This is a genomic window from Pseudomonas sp. GL_135 (assembly GCF_057834665.1).
Window position 1 is genome coordinate 1,886,780 of the sequence record NZ_CM174408.1, and the last position, 16,996, is coordinate 1,903,775.

At 58.3% G+C, this 16,996-nt stretch carries 18 protein-coding genes and 1 other RNA gene; 8 read left to right on the forward strand and 11 right to left on the reverse strand.

Going from position 1 to position 16,996, the window contains the following annotated elements:
* Nucleotides 1-36 precede the first annotated feature (36 nt).
* An RNA gene (ffs, locus tag AC3ISG_RS08580) (signal recognition particle sRNA small type) lies at nt 37-133 on the forward strand.
* Nucleotides 134-288: 155 nt separating this feature from the next.
* Here the strand turns inward: ffs and AC3ISG_RS08585 are convergent.
* The 7 genes from AC3ISG_RS08585 to AC3ISG_RS08615 all read right to left on the reverse strand — a co-directional run bounded on the left by AC3ISG_RS08585 (nt 289) and on the right by AC3ISG_RS08615 (nt 4,923).
* Nucleotides 289-1,041, reverse strand: a complete 753-nt coding sequence (locus AC3ISG_RS08585; RefSeq protein WP_489298989.1) for a hypothetical protein — start codon at nt 1,039-1,041, stop codon at nt 289-291.
* A gap of 111 nt (nt 1,042-1,152) precedes the next feature.
* Entirely contained in the window at nt 1,153-1,800 is a 648-nt protein-coding gene (locus AC3ISG_RS08590; RefSeq protein WP_489298990.1) for a hypothetical protein, read from the reverse strand.
* Between the two features lies 1 nt (nt 1,801).
* Entirely contained in the window at nt 1,802-2,578 is a 777-nt protein-coding gene (locus AC3ISG_RS08595) for a hypothetical protein (protein WP_489298991.1), read from the reverse strand.
* Nucleotides 2,579-2,605: 27 nt separating this feature from the next.
* Nucleotides 2,606-3,565, reverse strand: a complete 960-nt coding sequence (locus tag AC3ISG_RS08600; RefSeq protein WP_489298992.1) for a DUF2971 domain-containing protein — start codon at nt 3,563-3,565, stop codon at nt 2,606-2,608.
* Between the two features lie 379 nt (nt 3,566-3,944).
* Nucleotides 3,945-4,541: a recombinase family protein gene (locus tag AC3ISG_RS08605; RefSeq protein ID WP_489298993.1), complete on the reverse strand. Its 597-nt coding sequence runs from the start codon at nt 4,539-4,541 to the stop codon at nt 3,945-3,947.
* Between the two features lie 3 nt (nt 4,542-4,544).
* Entirely contained in the window at nt 4,545-4,667 is a 123-nt protein-coding gene (locus AC3ISG_RS08610) for a hypothetical protein (protein WP_489298994.1), read from the reverse strand.
* A 40-nt stretch (nt 4,668-4,707) separates the two neighbouring features.
* On the reverse strand, nt 4,708-4,923 hold the full coding sequence (locus tag AC3ISG_RS08615; protein ID WP_489298995.1) for a hypothetical protein: 216 nt from the start codon (nt 4,921-4,923) through the stop codon (nt 4,708-4,710).
* A gap of 314 nt (nt 4,924-5,237) precedes the next feature.
* On the opposite strand from AC3ISG_RS08615, the gene coaA reads away from it, so the two are divergent.
* The 3 genes from coaA (at nt 5,238) to AC3ISG_RS08630 (ending at nt 7,829) form a co-directional block, all read left to right on the forward strand.
* A complete protein-coding gene (gene coaA / locus AC3ISG_RS08620; protein ID WP_122537290.1) occupies nt 5,238-6,164 on the forward strand; it encodes a type I pantothenate kinase in 927 nt (308 codons plus the stop codon).
* On the forward strand, nt 6,164-6,532 hold the full coding sequence (locus tag AC3ISG_RS08625) for a Rap1a/Tai family immunity protein (protein WP_122537289.1): 369 nt from the start codon (nt 6,164-6,166) through the stop codon (nt 6,530-6,532). Before coaA ends, AC3ISG_RS08625 begins: the two co-directional genes overlap by 1 nt.
* 100 nt (nt 6,533-6,632) lie before the next feature.
* A complete protein-coding gene (locus tag AC3ISG_RS08630; protein ID WP_489298996.1) occupies nt 6,633-7,829 on the forward strand; it encodes an MFS transporter in 1,197 nt (398 codons plus the stop codon).
* A gap of 46 nt (nt 7,830-7,875) precedes the next feature.
* Here AC3ISG_RS08630 and AC3ISG_RS08635 read toward each other — a convergent pair whose 3' ends face one another.
* Both AC3ISG_RS08635 and AC3ISG_RS08640 read right to left on the reverse strand, forming a co-directional pair.
* The gene (locus AC3ISG_RS08635; RefSeq protein WP_489298997.1) at nt 7,876-9,582 is read right to left on the reverse strand and encodes an acid phosphatase; all 1,707 of its coding nucleotides are present in this window, start codon (nt 9,580-9,582) and stop codon (nt 7,876-7,878) included.
* Between the two features lie 323 nt (nt 9,583-9,905).
* Nucleotides 9,906-10,655, reverse strand: coding sequence for a substrate-binding periplasmic protein (locus AC3ISG_RS08640; RefSeq protein ID WP_489298998.1), 750 nt, complete (start codon nt 10,653-10,655; stop codon nt 9,906-9,908).
* A 222-nt stretch (nt 10,656-10,877) separates the two neighbouring features.
* Here AC3ISG_RS08640 and dnaX point away from each other — a divergent pair, with 222 nt between their 5' ends.
* The 4 genes from dnaX (at nt 10,878) to recR (ending at nt 15,330) form a co-directional block, all read left to right on the forward strand.
* Nucleotides 10,878-13,025, forward strand: coding sequence for a DNA polymerase III subunit gamma/tau (gene dnaX, locus AC3ISG_RS08645; RefSeq protein WP_489298999.1), 2,148 nt, complete (start codon nt 10,878-10,880; stop codon nt 13,023-13,025).
* A 95-nt stretch (nt 13,026-13,120) separates the two neighbouring features.
* Nucleotides 13,121-13,447 carry a YbaB/EbfC family nucleoid-associated protein gene (locus AC3ISG_RS08650; protein ID WP_065988699.1) on the forward strand — a complete coding sequence of 109 codons (327 nt, stop codon included), beginning with the start codon at nt 13,121-13,123 and terminating at the stop codon, nt 13,445-13,447.
* Nucleotides 13,448-13,629: 182 nt separating this feature from the next.
* Nucleotides 13,630-14,658, forward strand: coding sequence for an NADP-dependent oxidoreductase (locus tag AC3ISG_RS08655; RefSeq protein ID WP_122622663.1), 1,029 nt, complete (start codon nt 13,630-13,632; stop codon nt 14,656-14,658).
* A gap of 69 nt (nt 14,659-14,727) precedes the next feature.
* Nucleotides 14,728-15,330, forward strand: a complete 603-nt coding sequence (gene recR / locus AC3ISG_RS08660) for a recombination mediator RecR (RefSeq protein WP_065988697.1) — start codon at nt 14,728-14,730, stop codon at nt 15,328-15,330.
* Nucleotides 15,331-15,555: 225 nt separating this feature from the next.
* Here recR and AC3ISG_RS08665 read toward each other — a convergent pair whose 3' ends face one another.
* Nucleotides 15,556-16,104, reverse strand: a complete 549-nt coding sequence (locus AC3ISG_RS08665) for an adenine phosphoribosyltransferase (RefSeq protein WP_122622664.1) — start codon at nt 16,102-16,104, stop codon at nt 15,556-15,558.
* Between the two features lie 63 nt (nt 16,105-16,167).
* Nucleotides 16,168-16,902 (reverse strand): fumarate/nitrate reduction transcriptional regulator Fnr, encoded by a 735-nt coding sequence (gene fnr, locus AC3ISG_RS08670; protein WP_122537282.1) that lies wholly within the window; start codon nt 16,900-16,902, stop codon nt 16,168-16,170.
* Nucleotides 16,903-16,996 lie beyond the last annotated feature (94 nt).

Sequence of the window (16,996 nt, forward strand, 5' to 3'; positions counted from 1 at the left end):
GCGGCTCGCCACTGGCGAGCGTCGTTATGGTGACCCCATCGGTCCCCCCGCAACGATTACCCGTGAACCTGGTCAGAGCCGGAAGGCAGCAGCCACAGCGGGAACATTGTGTGCCGGGGTGTGGCTGGTGGGGTTGCCTCCATAACGCAAGCCGTTGAATTCTCAAGGCTTTCTCAGTCTAAAATCTCGAAGTGTGACAGCGTGTAGTACACCTAGGTGGCGCACTGTGCTGACGATCTTACATTGATCATTTTTTCTCTCGCCATCAAAGCCGTTTAGGTTGCATTTTCATCGGTTAGTATTTATAGCGTGAGCCGGATGTAGGCACCATTTGTTAAGAGTGATGCCTAGCATGACGATTTCGTTGTGAATTTCGACCGTGCCTTCTAGCACTTCTTGTACCCAGTAGCTCTTGAATTTCCTTCCCTGATGCTCGAAGGATGCGACCTCTGCTCCGCCTCCTAGATACTCACCAGTGCTTTCATGGTGCTTCGACGATGGTTCATGTGATACGAGTTGTCGGTGTTTGATGGTGTTGCTGAAACCTGAGAGATACCGAAACCAAGGAAGTCGAGTGACCCGTGTAACCTCCGCTCTTAAGGTGCCTTCAGGAAGGCCATCCCTCACTTTGCTGATGGTGCAGTGCTCTATGCTCAAGGGGTGGGGGAGGGCTAGGGCATTCAGAAGCTGAGCAAAGATATCGAATGTATTCCGTGTGATATTGATAGCAGCAATCAGATTAGCTTCGCTGGCGAGTTTTGCATCCTCGAACTCTTCATCGTTTCCCATCATCATTGCCCCAGTGAACATTTTTATTCCATCAGGGTCATGCTCGACTTGATAGGCGGCAAATGCGTCACGAGCTAGACTCTTGTGATATTGGTAGATAAGCAGGGAGTGGCTCACCGAGTCCACCGTGCTCAGTAGCCAGTCCTTGTTCGGCTTGAGGGTGCGAATGTGCTCCTTCAGCACTGACAAATCCCATTTTCGTGTCATATTTTTTTCCTGCACCTGCCTCAATATCGCGATCAAGACTGCCACCCACTGAATCTTTCAATTATAGGGGCGCGTAGATTAGCTTTGTGCAGCAAAAAATTATCAACGCTGCTCGACGAGTTTCCACACCGTCATCATCTGAAGACTACAAAAATCCTAAGCGGTCTCCCGCAATGTATTGATGAGTGTCTTCACTTTTTGATCATCATGACTGAACGCTTGAACTACATTGTGATCAGCGTCCACAAACACAAACGCTTTTACTGGTTTTGGGCCGGTGTTCATGTTTGCCACCATGTTCTCCCAGTCCGTAGGCTGGACAATTGATTTTTGCTTGTCTTTTGGTTTGTCCTTAGTAACTGGGTATCTGAAAAAAGTGCTTGACGAATCTGTGTCGTCAATCAGGTTTACGCGGGCATCCAGTTCCGATGTCAATATCCAATCCGTTTTTTCGAGTGTAGTCAAGAAGTCGATGTTTATATCTATGAGCGACTTTAGATGCGTGTAAAGTGGCATTAGTGCGTGAATGTCCTTTAACAGCTTGGGTATAGTGCCTACAAGAATCGCGGCCTCATCGTTACCAGTCTGTTGATAAGCAATATTAAATCTAAGATGAAAGATTACTATGCACGACTTAAGATATAGCTCGATTGAATGACGGTACAGGAAACTTATCGGTAGGTGCGACTGTAGACCGCCAGCGGAAGGATTTGATTTAAGTGCATCCGCTGAGGATTTGAAAGAATTAGCAACAGCACCAAAACCCGAGTCATACTGAAGGTACAGCGGAAGCATCATATCCATCTTATATTCCTCGCGTAGTAGCTGTGGTAAACCCGTTGTAGCGAACACCCTCAGCGCGTTCAGTTCGCCTTATAGCTAATCTTGCCTCTAGGGATGGATGTTTTGGCTCAATGCTTTCTTCATAGATGTAATTAGTGTCTTCCCAGAAGTGGCAAATCTTGTCCACGAAATCTTCCAGCATCTCTCTAGGGATTTGCATTGATTGCACTGGAGGTGCTTCACCTGTCATTGTTGATCGTAGGAACTCGTTATCAGCATTGTGGTAAGCGGGCCAGAGATCGCGGCGGATACCCCACAATCTAACACTTGAGCAACCATCACCATGGCGACACACATTACCTACCAACATTAGTAGGTCGAGCGATTCAAATGATGCGAATGAAGGTAAAGGGATACCTCGCAATCTCTCAAATACAGTATTTAGTTCATCACCCCAAAATACAGTCTGAACAGAGTGGGCACCCCTGCGATTAGATACAGGAAATGGATTTATGCTCAATTGCTGTAGACAACCTGCTAGGTATGTTCGTATCTGCTGCTCCCATAGAGACTGGATAGCCAAACAGAATGCCATTCGTGTCTTGTAAATCAGCTCGCTCAAGTCAGATAGCATAAAGTGAGATACAGGGTCGTCTGACTTTTCCCAATGCTTTACCTGAACATCAAGAGCGTCCAATGAAGGATTGATAACTAGAGTTAAGAATTCTTGGGCAATCGGCCCATATCGATAGGTATAAACATCAGCTAAGCAGTTTGTCCATTTAGGAATTTCAGGCATCACGCTATTCCCCGTGTCTGCTGGTAGTTAAGATCGGAATGGAATGGATGAAGCTACGATCTTCTCAGTCAGTGCATTTTTTCCCCGGTGACTCAACATTCTTTTTACGGCAGTCTCGGCTAGCGCCGTCGAGGTAGTTGGCCCGAGAATAATCCTGTCTATAATGCTCTCTAGTGAAAGGTGCTCACCAAATAACCCATCCAGAGGTTCCACCTGAAACTTCAGCTTGGGCTCGACGGCTCCGAGTGGCGTGATCGTGTACCCGAGCATGCTCTTAAGTTTATCATGCCTATCCCGCTCACTCATGTATACAATACGCCACTCTTGCTCTTCGTGAAAGCCATTGTGTTTTGTGAAGACTGCAAAAATCTTCAGACGCTCGATCCATTGATATGCAACACTGAACAGCTCTTCGTCATTTAATGTTGGTTCAGCTAATATTTTAGCCAATCCATTTATCTTGGTTGTTATCCAGTTCAGACGGTCTTCACGTGTACCGTATTTCACGGCGCCAATAATAAAAGGAGAAGACTCCGAAACGGCAATCTTCTTCGTATCGAACACGATGGCTACACCGCTACCACCTGCACCATACCCGCGCCACATCGATAAAAGACCGTCGTTATTTTCCGGTGCATGTTTAGCTAAGCACATGATGTAGGTGTCAAAGGCGTGCTTTGTTTCGAACGCTTCAAACAGGTTGTTGAAATGCCCCATCATGGTTTCGAATGCATGATCGTTGTGAAGCGCTGCTCTCAGTTCTTGATTGTTACGAAATGCATTGGCCCCCTCTACCATGCCAAAACGAAGTTCCTCCAAATCATTCATGTATAGCGGATTAGAAAACCATATTTCGTTATTACCCATCATTGCATCAAGCACTCCTACCGAAGTGTAGTGAGCAAGCAACGGACGCTGGGCTGGAAAATCATCTTCTGAATCTAAGTCTCCCCACATCACTGACTGAATCTGTTCATCAAAACTCATTTCAAATCGTCCTTGTCGAAAAGGTCACAAATACACTAATCGGCCAGTAAAAACTAGCGATCGGCAGCGGTCACTTAGTCAGCTTGGTTTAGTCAAAACCCTGCCCATCGAAATCGACTTTGCAAGGGATGGGGGTCGTTCTCTGCATGGCTGGCGAGAATAAGTACCGGGGCATGCACCAACGCTGGTGACAGATTTTCATCCTATCGTCTTAACGCAGCGCGTAGGGGGCTGATGGCTTTCGCCTTAAAACGAAAATAAGTCCTGACGGCTCTGCTGGGCTTGCTGGTGGCGTGGTGATTGCGTGGGCGTGGTGACACTCGGGGCAGGGAACAACGAGTGGCGAAGGTGAGCACGAAGGCCCGATGCGAGCGCTGTATCAGGCGAATACGAGTCCTAGAGTCTTCATCACACGAGATACCTGCATTGGTGACCATTCACCGCCACGGGCCGTGGCAATCTTCTTGTCGTTCAAGCAATCGGCAACCTGTTGCAGTGACTTAGCACCCTTTCGAACGCACAAGTCGATTGGGTCACGTACTGTCTCAGACCATGACGCTACACTTTCCTTGACCGCAGCTGTAGCCTTCGCCCTGTTGGCCTCTGTACGGCCCCGTGCCAATATTTCTGCACGTGCTGCGACACTGCGGATAGCCTTTGCATTGCCCTCGGCAGCATTCGCTTTCAGAGCGGCCAACGTGTCTTTTGTACGCTGGCTGATGAACTCACGTTCCTGTTGGGCGAGTGCTGCGAACAAGTGAAGCTGGAAAGGTGTTGCATCTGGCGTGGTGCAGACTTTGAAGCTGGTTCGTTCCATGAGTGCTGCAATGTGGGCAACCGAACGAGAAAGCCTGTCCAGCTTGGCTACCGCCAATACAGCACCAGTCTCCTTGCACAGTGCCAAAGCCTTCGCACCTTCTGGACGGTCCTCAGTGGCGATCTTGCCGGACGTGATGTCCTCGAATGATGCAATCACTTCCTAGTTACTCGCTTTGGCTGCACGAGTCATGTACTCGACCTGTGCCGTGATACCCAGACCTGACGCACCCTGAGCTTTCGAGCTTACTCGGTAGTAGGCGACGACTTTCAGCGGCTGGGTCATGGTCGGTGGCTCCGCCCTGTGCGCTTAGTCCACTGGACTTTTATTCGTCTGTATAAAGGTCGCTCACAATCTCCCGGCCTGATGGCGACAAACGCACTTCGATGAACGCGTCCCCGTTTTCATCAGAAGCGTCCTTGCCCGCTGCATACCCCTTAGTGATCAACTGGCGAAGTGTGTGCGCCTCGTCACCCTTGACCACAGACTGTCCTGCTTGAATGGCGAGCAGAAGCTTGATTTCAGCTGATAGCAATTTCATACGGTTTTCTCCTCTTGAGTTGGAAATCTCATCGTACAGCCTAGCCTGAGGCAGGTTTTCCGGGACGAATTCAAGGAACCTGCCGGCGCTGACGTCATGGTCTGCGGTGGGGAACGCCATTAAGTGTTTCTAAAGCGATTTCGGACGTTGTAGCCGGATTCTGCAAACCGGACCCGGCAGCGTATCGTCTGGCTTTGGACACGGGGAGGTCACTCAATCGCCCCGGCAGCCCCAAATAAATCTGCCCTCCATTTGGATCAATACGATAGTCTTCGCACCATTGTCGATATGGACACCTGACTGGAACGCGATTGATGGCCCCTGATGACTATCTGGTAATGAGCAGCGCGGAGTGGGCGGGGCTGCGCGCCAGTACGCCATTGACGTTGTCCGAAGAAGACCTCGCCGCGTTGCGCGGGGTGAACGAGGACATTTCGCTGGAGGATGTCGCCAACATCTACCTGCCGTTGTCGCGCCTGATCAATCTGCACGTGAGCGCGGCGCGCAATCTGGACAGCATCAAGGACACCTTTCTCGGGCGCCCCGCCAAACGTCAGACCTACGTGGTCGCGGTGGCGGGCAGCGTCGCGGTCGGCAAGAGCACTTTTGCCCGGGTGCTGCAGGCGCTGATGGCGCGCTGGCCGGATCATCCCCGGGTCGACCTGATCACCACCGACGGCTTTTTGCACCCCAATGCCCGGCTTGTCGCCGACGGCATCATGCACCGCAAGGGCTTTCCGGAAAGCTACGATCGCAAGCGCATGGTCAAGTTTCTTTCCGACCTCAAAGCCGGCACGCCGGAAATCAGCGCCCCGGTCTATTCCCACATCAGCTACGACATCGTTCCCGACCAGTTCCTCAAGGTCAGCCAGCCGGACATCCTGATATTCGAAGGGCTGAACGTGTTGCAGACCGAGGGCAATGACGGGCAGAAGCCGGGCAGCATCGTCTCGGACTTCTTCGATTTTTCAATCTATCTGGACGCCGAAGAAGGCGACATCGAGCGCTGGTACGTCGAGCGCTTTCTGATGCTGCAACGCACCGCGTTCCGCGCGCGAGGCGCCTACTTCCGCGAACTGGCCGACCTGCCGCCGGAGAAATCCCCTGACGCGGCGCGCAAGATCTGGCACGACATCAACCGGCCCAATCTGCTGGAAAACATCCTGCCGACCCGCGAGCGCGCCAGCCTAGTGGTGCGGAAAGCGTCGGACCATTCGGTGAAGGAATTGTGGCTACGCTGATGGGTAAATCGATCGCGGGCGCGTCGGCGTTATTCGCGCTGTGCGTCAGCGCTGGCGCTCTGGCGGACGGCAACAAGTTGCTGCTCGAATGCCAGGACGGCATCAACAGCATGAGCGGCGGCGTGGCGCAGAATGGCGTGGGTGTCGGGCATTGCGTCGGGGTGCTGCAAGCGACGATGGACACCCTGGACCTGTTCCACGAAGCGGGCGGACTGCCCCGGCTGGTGTGCGTGCCCGAAGGCGGCATTCCGATGATTCAGTCGATGCGCATCATTGTGCAGTCCCTGCAGGCTCATCCCGAGAGCTTGCATCTGAACGAATCAGTGCTGGTCGTCGCGGCGTTGAAAAACGCCTTTCCCTGCCAGTAACCCTCGAGTTCTCAGCTAGCCTGTTGCTTGACCCAGAAGTGATTCTAGGGGGCGACCTGCGCCGCCGCGCCCGCGACGGCCATCAGCAAGGATGCCGACAATGCGTGTCAATGCACTGATTGTGCTGCTGCTCACCGGACTCGTGGCCGCCACTTACGGTTTCGGAATCTACCTTTTTGCCCAATTGGTGCCGGACATGCGTGCCAGCCTGGGCTTCGACATCGCCTATGTGGGCACCATTACCGCAGCGGGGCAGGCCGGGTTTCTCGCCAGCGCGTTACTGGCGGCATGGCTGACGCCTCGTGTTGGCGGCGGCTGGGTGATCTTCGGGTCGGGCGCCGTCTGCGCGCTGGCCTTGCTGCTTATGCCCCTGGCGCAGAACGTGGTGCTGATCGGTCTGCTGCTGACGATTCTGGCAGGCACGGCGGCGACCGTGTTCGTGCCGATGGTCGACGTGATCGCCCGCGCCGTGCCTTACAAATACCGCGGCATGGCCATGGGGTTGGTGTCGAGCGGCACCAGTTATGGGGTGTTCATCAACAGCCTGCTGGTGCCTTTTTATGCGCCACAAGGCGAGTGGCGCACGGTGTGGTGGATCGTCGGGGTGATCACCCTGGTGCTGGTGGCCGGGGTCTTTCTGGTATTCAAGCGCGCGCGGTTGCTTGTTCGCGAACCCGAGGACGACAGTGATGGCGCACCACGCAAAGGCGTACTGCGTGAGGCGCTACAGGGTTGGGTGTACACCGTCTGGTCGATGAATTTTCTGATCGGCTTCTCGACCTTTCCGTTTCAAAACTACCTGTCGTCCTACCTGCGCACGGAGCTGCATTTCGGTGTCGAGTACACCGCGCAGATCTGGGCCAGCATCGGCTTCGTCGGGATGTTCAGCGGCCTGGCGCTTGGCGCGCTATCGGACCGCATCGGCCTGCGTGGGGCGATGCTGATGGTGTACGTCTGCGTGGCAACGGCAGCGGTGATTCTGGTCATCGCGCCGACCGGCTATTGGCCGATGGTGGCAGGGGTCGTGTTCGCCGTGGCGTTCTACCCGATCTTCGGACTGATCCCTGCCTACGTGTCGAAAATGGCAAGGGGCGCGGCGCTGGCCGTGACCATCTTCGGCATCGCCAACATCATGCAGGGCGTGGGCGGCATGCTCGGCAATTACTGCGCCGGGCTATTGGCGAGCGTCAGCGGTTCGTTCGTTGCGGTGTATGGGGTGATTGCGGGGGTCGCGGTGGTGCTGGCGGTGTTGACGGTTTGCTTGCCCAACGAACGCGGCGGTCGGCAGGCGGCTTGATTACACATAAGATCAGCTCACCTGCCCGCGATGGTTGCGCGCCTGGCTACGCCGGAAACTGCAACGCGTTGCTCAGATCCCCCATCGGCGTCTGCCCGCGCGCGGCCATGGCGTTGTCGCGCTCGGTCAATCCGTCCAGCTTCTCCAGACCATGCACCCGCGTAATCAGACGCAGGATCGAGGCGGTGTCGTACACCGTGTGGTCGACCGTGCCCTTGCGCGCGAAGGGTGAGATCACGATCGCCGGCACCCGCGTGCCCGGTCCCCAGCGGTCGCCCTTCGGCGGCGCAACGTGGTCCCACCAGCCGCCGTTTTCATCGACCGTGATCACAATCACCATGTTCTTCCACTGCGGGCTGTTGCGCAGCACTTTGATCGCGCGATCGATGTGTCGATCCCCCGCAGCCACGTCGGCATACCCGGCGTGCATGTTTAGGTTGCCTTGGGGTTTGTAGAAGGTCACCGCCGGCAACTTGCCGGCCTCGGCGTCGGCCAGGAATTTATTGGTGCTCGACTCATCCCCCAGCCCGCCGTCACGCAAACGCTTGTGGCGCTCGCCCGGGTTCTCCGGGCCTTGCTGCTTGAAGTAATTGAACGGCTGATGGTGATACTGGAAATTCGGGATTTTCGGGATGCCGGTCGAGTCCTTGTACTCGTCCAGCGTCACCTGCCAGGCGCCGGCGTACCAGGCCCAGTCGACGTTCTTCTTCGACAGCTTGTCGCCAATGTGGTCATGGGTCTGCGGCACCAGCACGTTGGCCAGCCCCGGCTGCGAATAGTCCGGCTTTTCCTTGTCACGGAGCCAGGTCGGCCAGTAGGGCGGGGCCATGGTGTTGACGCCGTAGCCGTCCGGCGTCAGCGCGCTCGGGCCGAATTGTGGCGGGCCGGTCATGGCGCTGGCCGGTGATTTCTCCAGGGGTTTGAGGCGATAGTCCAGAGGATCGCTGCTCTCCAGCACGGCGATCTGCGACTTCGCCGGGGAGTTTGCCGCGTCCGGGTAGAAGGGCGCTCGGGCCGAGATCAGGTATTGATGATTGAGGAACGAGCCGCCAAATGCGCCCTGGAAGAAGTTGTCACAGAGCACGAACTCCCTGGCGACGTCCCACAAGCGCAGGGAATATTGGGTCTGGGCGTAGTAGCCCATGGTCAGGCGGCCGGAATCCGCCCACGCTACGAAAGCGTCGTTCTTGCCGCCGTTGATCTGCATCTGGTTTTGATAAAACACGTGCCACAGGTCACGGGTGACGACGCTCAATGGCAGGTCTTCACCGCCCGGGCCTTTGAGGGGGAAAGGCGCGTTGGGCAGGTTTTCCTGGTACTGCACGCCCGTGGCGTAGGTCACGCCGTCGACGCTTTGCGGGCCAATCTGGCAGACGCCACCCCAGCACTGCGGCAGGCTGTCGAGGACCTTGCCGTCGCGGTCGCGCTGGCGATATTGGTCGGCTTTCACGGCGGAAAGCGGATGCTCGACGCCGGGGAAGTTGGCGAACAGGTTATTGAAGCTGCGGTTTTCGCCATAGATGACCACGATGGTTTTGACGTTGTCTTTCAGCGCCTGGTCCAGCGCCGGGCCGGTCAGCATCGTGTCAGCCGCTGGCTTGCCTTCAACGGCTGCTTCGGCCGCGCCTACCACGCCGCTCAGGGTCGCACCTGCGCCCAGTACCGCAACGCCGCCCAGAAAGCGTCGACGGCTGCCGTCCACAGGCGCCTGTGGGGCCGAAGCCTGTGCGGGATCTTCCGGTTTTTTGCTCATGGCGGGGCGCTCGCAGGTCGAATTGTTACAACATGTGTCGCCGGAGCCTAGCGAGGGAATATGACGGGATGGCTACAGTGCGATTCGACTTGAAACTTCCGGTGTTGCGCATGACGCTTTCCCGGCTAAAGCCGGTCCCACACAGGAAGTCGCAGCCGGGCCCATTGAGTGTGCGCGATCTAATTAGTGGGACCGGCTTTAGCCGGGAAGAGGCCAGTGGGAACGCCATCAGTCTTGCGGCGTTGCGCATGACGCCTTCCCGGCTAAAGCCGGTCCCACATAGGAAGTCGCAGCCGGTCCCACGATAGGAAAACGGCACAGGCTCAATACGGGTCTGCTGCATTACCCGAATGCGCCTGATAACGCTCGGTGATCCGCTCGATTTCCCCGGACATCTTCATCCTCAGCAGCGTGCGCATGATGCGTTGCGCCGGCACGCTCGGGTCGTTACGGGCGACGCATCCCACCGGCTGCTCATCGATGACCCAGACGGCCTTGAGTTTCTCGTCGGCTTTCCGGTCGCGGTTGTACCAGTCCAGCGACCACTGGGTGTCCACGGCGTAACGGTAGCGGTGGGCCGAAAGCTTGGGCAGCACCTGCTCCTGCAGCCTGGCGTCTTCGCGGATCAGGTCGCGGGTGGCGAACAGCGGGTCCAGCACCGGATAGGCATAGCCCAGCACGGTGCCGATGTGGTCGCCGAGAATCGCGCTCAACTGAAAAGGCGCGGTGTCGTAGGCGCTGGCGACCAGCACGTTGCGCTGGGTCAGAAGTGGCAGGCTCCAGGTGTAGTCGCCCGACATGTCCGGCAACCAGGATTGCGCGGCGTAACAGCGCACATCGACTTCACCGCGCTCGGTGGCCGCCTGCACACGCAGGCGCGGATAGACGCGGTATTGGGCAGTCTGGCCGATCTGCCGGGCCAGGCTTTCCATGATCTCGAAAAGGATACCGGCCTCGGGTCCGTTGGGGCCCACCTGCATCAGCGGCATCGACCAGCTGTCGGCCACCGCAAAACGCAGCGGCGGACCATCTGCCGCCGCAGACGCGCTCAACAAGCCCACGGCACTCATCATCCACACTCGCATCCGGATCCCTCGAAATAACAGCGCGACGATCAAGGCCTGCTGTCGCTTCGCGACGTCCGGTCAGGGTTCCCGTGGTGGAGACCTTACTTAGGACCGTTTTGCGGAGCCAGGCCAGCCATCATAAAGCGAAAGCAGCGGACATCAGATGCAATTTTGCCCCTGCTCCGCTAGCATTGGCGGTCTTCCGCAACCCAGTCGCGACGGTTTTCAATGAGTTATCAGGTTCTTGCACGTAAATGGCGTCCGCGCTCGTTCCGCGAAATGGTCGGCCAGACCCATGTGCTCAAGGCCTTGATCAACGCGCTGGACAGTCAGCGCCTGCACCACGCCTATTTATTCACCGGCACGCGGGGGGTCGGCAAGACCACCATCGCGCGGATCATCGCCAAGTGCCTTAATTGTGAAACCGGCATCACGTCAACGCCCTGCGGCGAATGCTCGGTGTGCCGCGAAATCGACGAAGGCCGCTTTGTCGACCTGATCGAGATCGACGCCGCCAGCCGCACCAAGGTCGAAGACACCCGCGAGCTGCTCGACAACGTGCAATACGCGCCCAGTCGCGGCCGCTTCAAGGTCTACCTGATCGACGAAGTGCACATGCTCTCCAGCCACTCGTTCAATGCGTTGCTCAAAACGCTGGAAGAGCCGCCGCCCTACGTCAAATTCATCCTGGCGACCACCGATCCGCAGAAACTGCCCGCGACCATTCTGTCGCGCTGTCTGCAGTTCTCCCTGAAAAACATGACGCCTGAGCGTGTGGTCGAGCACTTGACCCACGTCCTTGGCGTGGAAAACGTCCCGTTCGAAGACGACGCGCTGTGGCTGCTGGGTCGCGCGGCCGATGGTTCGATGCGTGACGCCATGAGCCTGACCGATCAGGCGATTGCCTTCGGCGAAGGCAAAGTGTTGGCCGCCGACGTGCGCGCCATGCTCGGCACGCTGGATCACGGTCAGGTGTTCGACGTGCTCGCAGCGCTGATCGAAGGCGATGCCCGCTCGTTGCTCGAAGCCGTGCGTCACCTGGCCGAGCAGGGCCCGGACTGGAGTGGCGTGCTCTCGGAGATTCTCAACGTGTTGCACCGGGTCGCCATCGCCCAGGCGCTGCCTGAAGGGGTCGATAACGGCCACGGCGATCGGGATCGCGTACTGGCGCTGGCCCAGTCATTGCCCGCCGAAGACGTCCAGTTCTATTACCAGATGGGCCTGATCGGGCGCCGCGATCTGCCGCTGGCGCCGGACCCCCGTGGCGGCTTCGAGATGGTGCTGCTGCGCATGCTCGCGTTCCGGCCCGCAGACGCCGACAACGCGCCGACGCAACCGTTAAAGTCAGTGGGGATCAACCCGGCCACGGTTGATTCCCGGACAGCGGTGGCGCGTTCAGCATCCGCAGCACCCCATCCTGTCACCGCCCCGGCGCCAGCGCCGGTTATCGACAAGCCTGCCCCAGTGGCCGTGCCTGACGTTCAACCTGCGAAGGCAAAGGCTGAGGAAGAGATCGATCTGCCCTGGAACGAGCCGAAAGCCGCGCCGCCAGCCCATGCTGCCGAGCCCGAGGCCGAGCTTGAACCAGAGTCGTCTTCGCAGCCCGCTTCCAAATCCGTCGTCGAGATTCCCGAGCCCGTCCTCGACACGGTCGCGGAGCAACCGGATCTGACGCCCATGCCGGCGCCGGTCCCCGCGAGCCCTGTTCCTGAAGCGCCTGAAGTCGAGTCGTCAGAGCAACGGCAAGCCGCCGCCGACGCGGTGACGCCGCAGATGATCGAGCATGTGCCCGACGCCACGCCGTACGTGCCGGCGCCCATGGAGCGCGACGACGAGCCGCCGCCCGATGACGATTACAACGAACCGGACATCGACATCGACCCGGCGTCGTTCGCTTATCTTGACGATTTGGCCCACGAAGCGGTCGAAGCGGTGGAGAAGGAGCCCGAGCTGTTGCCGGCCGCCAAGCCTGCCACCGGTCTTGCAGCGGAGTGGCTTGAGCTGTTCCCGAAACTGCCGATCTCCGGCATGACCGGCAGCATCGCCGCCAATTGCACGCTGATTGCGGTGGAGGGCGACAACTGGCTGCTGCACCTGGATCCTGCCCACAGCGCGCTGTTTAACTCGACCCAGCAGCGCCGATTGAATGACGCGCTGAACCAATACCATGAACGCACCCTCAACCTGAGTATCGAACTGATCAAGCCCGAGCAGGAAACCCCGGCTCAGGCAGCGGCGCGTCGACGTGCCGATCGGCAGAAGCAGGCCGAGGCGGCGATCCACGGCGATCCATTCATCCAGCAGATGATGCAGCAGTTCGGTGCGTCGATTCGCGATGACACCATTGTTCCGGTGGATGCGCCGACCCAGGCGTAAGTCCACGCCCGATGATTCCCGGGGGCGCTAAGCTGAGAGGGCGCCCCTTATTGTTCAACGACTTTCTATCCAATGACTTCCGAGGAGTAACTCCCATGATGAAAGGTGGCATGGCAGGCCTGATGAAGCAGGCTCAGCAGATGCAGGAAAAAATGGCCAAGATGCAGGAAGAGCTGGCCAACGCTGAAGTGACGGGCCAGTCTGGCGCCGGTCTGGTCAGCGTGGTCATGACCGGGCGTCATGACGTTAAGCGCGTCAGCCTGGACGACAGCCTGATGCAGGAAGAGAAGGAAATTCTCGAAGACCTGATCGCTGCGGCCGTCAACGATGCCGTGCGCAAGATCGAAGCGGCCAGCCAGGAAAAGACCGCCAGCATGACCGCCGGCATGCAACTGCCGCCGGGCATGAAAATGCCGTTCTGATGTGACGGTTGTAGCAACCCCAAAATGCCAGGCCCTCGTGCCTGGCATTTTTGTTTGCGGACGGCGCCAAGGCCGCTGGCATTACGCGCGTCATATGGAATCCCACATCCGACCGAACCCGTCCCGCCGCCCACGGTCTGCTTTCTATACCCTCGCAACCCTTCATCATGGAGCCCAATCCGATGACGCAAGAATTGATCCTCAACCAGCGTGTGGTCCTGGCATCCCGTCCCCAGGGCGCACCGACCCCGGAAAACTTCCGACTCGAGCGCGAGGCGCTGCCTGACTTGCAAGACGGCCAGGTGCAATTGCGCACGCTTTATCTGTCCCTCGACCCCTACATGCGCGGTCGCATGAGCGACGCTCCATCCTACGCAGCACCGGTGGAAATCGACGCGGTCATGGAAGGCGGCGCGGTCAGCGTGGTCGAGCAGTCGCGCAACCCGAAGTTCAAGGAAGGCGATCTTGTCGTGGGCCAGACCGGCTGGCAGACCCACAGCATTTCCGACGGCAGCAACCTGTTGATGGCGCCGAAGGATCTGCCCAGCCCGTCCATGGCAGTGGGCGTGCTTGGCATGCCGGGCATCACCGGTTACATGGGCTTGATGGACATCGGCAAGCCGAAAGCGGGCGAGACCCTGGTCGTCGCGGCAGCCTCCGGCGCAGTCGGGTCCGTGGTGGGCCAGGTGGCCAAGCTCAATGGCCTGCGGGTGGTGGGCGTTGCCGGTGGCGAGGACAAATGCCGTTATGTGGTCGACGAGCTGGGCTTTGACGCTTGCATCGACCACCGCAGCGACGACTTCGCCGAGCAGCTGAAGGCGGCCGTCCCGAACGGCATCGACATCTATTTCGAACTGGTCGGCGGCAAGGTGCTGGAATCGGTCATACCGCTGCTCAATGAGCGTGCGCGGGTGCCTCTGTGCGGCCTGATTGCCCATTACAACGCCCAGAGCGAGCCAGAAGGGGCGAATCGGTTGCCGCTGCTGATGCGCACGCTGCTGACCAAGCGCGCGAAGATTCAGGGCTTCATCGTCTACGAGGAGTACTACCACCGTCTGGACGAATTCATGCAGGCCATGATTCCGCTGGTGAAAGACGGCAAGGTGAAGTTCCGCGAAGACGTGGTGGAAGGCCTGGAGAACGCGCCGGATGCGTTCATTGGCCTCCTCGACGGCAAGAACTTCGGCAAGCTGGTGGTCAAGGTCTCATGACCCTGATTTGACGGTAATCGGAGGCGCGGGTATAAACCGCGTCTCGTGTTTTTGTCGGACGTTTCTCCAATGAGCTTCAGCCCCCTGATTCGCCAGTTGATCGACTCCCTGCGCATTCTCCCCGGCGTCGGTCAGAAAACCGCCCAGCGCATGGCGTTGCAGCTGCTGGAGCGCGATCGCAGTGGTGGCTCGCGTCTGTCCCAGGCGCTGAGTCAGGCGATGGAAGGCGTTGGTCACTGCAAACAATGCCGCACCCTCACCGAAGAAGAACTCTGCCCGCAATGCTCGGACGTCCGGCGCGACGACACCTTGCTGTGCGTGGTCGAGGGCCCGATGGACGTGTATGCCGTGGAGCAGACGGGGTACCGCGGGCGCTACTTCGTGCTCAAAGGCCACCTGTCGCCGCTGGATGGTTTGGGGCCTGAAGCCATTGGCATCCCGCAACTGGTCGCGCGGATCGAAGAGCAGGGCTCGTTCACCGAAGTCATCCTCGCCACCAACCCGACGGTCGAAGGCGAAGCGACGGCGCACTACATCGCTCAGCTCCTTACCAACAAAGGCCTGGTCACCTCGCGCATTGCCCACGGCGTGCCGCTGGGTGGCGAGCTGGAACTGGTCGACGGCGGCACGCTCGCGCACTCGTTCGCTGGGCGCAAGCCAATTCAGTTGTAGGTAAGTTCCCGGTCTTCACTACGCCCCGCTGTCTTGCGGCGAATGCAGGACCTGTAGGAGCGAGCTTGCTCGCGAAGGTGGCCTTCCTACCGCTAGATATCTGGCGGCGGCACCGGCCTCTTCGTGAGCAAGCTCACTCCCACAATATCGTGTTCGCTCAGGAGCAGCAGTGTCAGCTGGCCTGATGTCTGGTGGTGTGATCAGACGTCGTCCACGGGTGGCTTCTTACTTATCTGTCAACGCAAACTGGGTCAAACAGAACGTTGGGATTTCCATGTCGCGCAGGCGTTGTGAACCGCCCAGCTCAGGCAGGTCGATGATCGCAGCGGCTTCGTGAACCTTGGCGCCCATGCGGCGGATCAGGTTGGCGGCGGCGACCAGGGTCCCGCCGGTGGCGATCAGGTCATCGAACATCACCACCGAATCCCCGTCGCACAGGCTGTCAGCGTGAACTTCCAGCAGCGCTTCGCCATATTCGGTCTGATAGGCCTCGGCCAGCACGTCCGCTGGTAATTTTCCCTGCTTGCGAAACAGCACCAGCGGCTTGTTCAGTTCGTAGGCCACAATCGAGCCGATGAGAAACCCGCGAGCGTCCATGGCGCCGACGTGAGTGAACTCGGCATCGATGTACCGCTGGATGAAGCTGTCGATGACCAGGCGCAGGGCCTTGGGTGACTGGAACAGCGGGGTGATGTCACGGAAAATCACGCCGGGCTTGGGGAAGTCCACCACAGGGCGGATGAGGGATTTGATGCTGACTTCGTCGAAAATCATAAGGATCTCGGGCAGGACATGACTCAAAAGACGCCAGTCTAAGCCCGCCCGGGCCATGATGCATCAGCTTTCCAGCGATCCTCCGGCCAGCGCACAGAGCTGAATCGGGTCGAGGATCTGGATTTCCTTGCCCTCGGCGGCGATCAACTCGTTCTGCTGAAAGCGGGTGAACACCCGGGACACGGTTTCCACCGCCAGCCCCAGGTAATTGCCGATCTCGTTGCGCGACATGCTCAGGCGAAACTGGTTGGCCGAGAAACCCCGGGCGCGGAAGCGGGCGGAGAGGTTGACCAGAAACGTGGCGATGCGCTCGTCGGCGGTTTTTTTCGAGAGCAGCAGCATCATCTGTTGGTCATCGCGGATTTCCCGGCTCATCACCCGCATCAACTGGCGACGCAATTGGGGCAGTTGCACCGATAATTCGTCCAGTCGTTCGAAGGGGATTTCGCACACCGATGTGGTTTCAAGGGCCTGCGCCGTGACGGGATACGCCTCGGCGTCCATCCCGGACAGCCCGACCAGTTCGCTGGGCAGGTGAAAGCCGGTGAGTTGTTCTTCGCCGCTGTCACTGAGGCTGAAGGTTTTCAGGGCGCCGGAACGCACGGCGTACACGGAATTGAAAGTGTCGCCCTGGCGAAACAGGAAATCGCCTTTCTTCAAGGGGCGGCCGCGTTTGACGATTTCGTCCAGCGCATCCATGTCTTCCATGTTCAATGAAAGCGGAAGGCACAACGGGGCCAGGCTGCAGTCCTTGCAGTGAGCCTGGGTGTGGGCGCGGAGTTTGACTGGCTCAGACATCGGGTAATTCCTTTTGCAAAAACACACATAAGTCGTAAGGGTAACTCAGCGGTCAACCCTGCGACTACCACGCGCCCTCCATGGCCAGAAATGA

Excerpts from the sequence above, each read along its gene's own strand:
- AC3ISG_RS08665 (WP_122622664.1), bottom strand. The coding sequence starts at position 16,104 with ATGATTTTCGACGAAGTCAGCATCAAATCCCTCATCCGCCCTGTGGTG.
- AC3ISG_RS08655 (WP_122622663.1), top strand. The coding sequence starts at position 13,630 with ATGACGCAAGAATTGATCCTCAACCAGCGTGTGGTCCTGGCATCCCGT.
- AC3ISG_RS08650 (WP_065988699.1), top strand. The coding sequence starts at position 13,121 with ATGATGAAAGGTGGCATGGCAGGCCTGATGAAGCAGGCTCAGCAGATG.
- AC3ISG_RS08635 (WP_489298997.1), bottom strand. The coding sequence starts at position 9,582 with ATGAGCAAAAAACCGGAAGATCCCGCACAGGCTTCGGCCCCACAGGCG.
- coaA (WP_122537290.1), top strand. The coding sequence starts at position 5,238 with ATGGCCCCTGATGACTATCTGGTAATGAGCAGCGCGGAGTGGGCGGGG.
- AC3ISG_RS08625 (WP_122537289.1), top strand. The coding sequence starts at position 6,164 with ATGGGTAAATCGATCGCGGGCGCGTCGGCGTTATTCGCGCTGTGCGTC.
- AC3ISG_RS08595 (WP_489298991.1), bottom strand. The coding sequence starts at position 2,578 with ATGCCTGAAATTCCTAAATGGACAAACTGCTTAGCTGATGTTTATACC.
- dnaX (WP_489298999.1), top strand. The coding sequence starts at position 10,878 with ATGAGTTATCAGGTTCTTGCACGTAAATGGCGTCCGCGCTCGTTCCGC.
- fnr (WP_122537282.1), bottom strand. The coding sequence starts at position 16,902 with ATGTCTGAGCCAGTCAAACTCCGCGCCCACACCCAGGCTCACTGCAAG.
- AC3ISG_RS08630 (WP_489298996.1), top strand. The coding sequence starts at position 6,633 with ATGCGTGTCAATGCACTGATTGTGCTGCTGCTCACCGGACTCGTGGCC.
- AC3ISG_RS08590 (WP_489298990.1), bottom strand. The coding sequence starts at position 1,800 with ATGGATATGATGCTTCCGCTGTACCTTCAGTATGACTCGGGTTTTGGT.
- AC3ISG_RS08600 (WP_489298992.1), bottom strand. The coding sequence starts at position 3,565 with ATGAGTTTTGATGAACAGATTCAGTCAGTGATGTGGGGAGACTTAGAT.
- recR (WP_065988697.1), top strand. The coding sequence starts at position 14,728 with ATGAGCTTCAGCCCCCTGATTCGCCAGTTGATCGACTCCCTGCGCATT.
- AC3ISG_RS08615 (WP_489298995.1), bottom strand. The coding sequence starts at position 4,923 with ATGAAATTGCTATCAGCTGAAATCAAGCTTCTGCTCGCCATTCAAGCA.
- AC3ISG_RS08610 (WP_489298994.1), bottom strand. The coding sequence starts at position 4,667 with ATGACCCAGCCGCTGAAAGTCGTCGCCTACTACCGAGTAAGCTCGAAA.
- AC3ISG_RS08640 (WP_489298998.1), bottom strand. The coding sequence starts at position 10,655 with ATGATGAGTGCCGTGGGCTTGTTGAGCGCGTCTGCGGCGGCAGATGGT.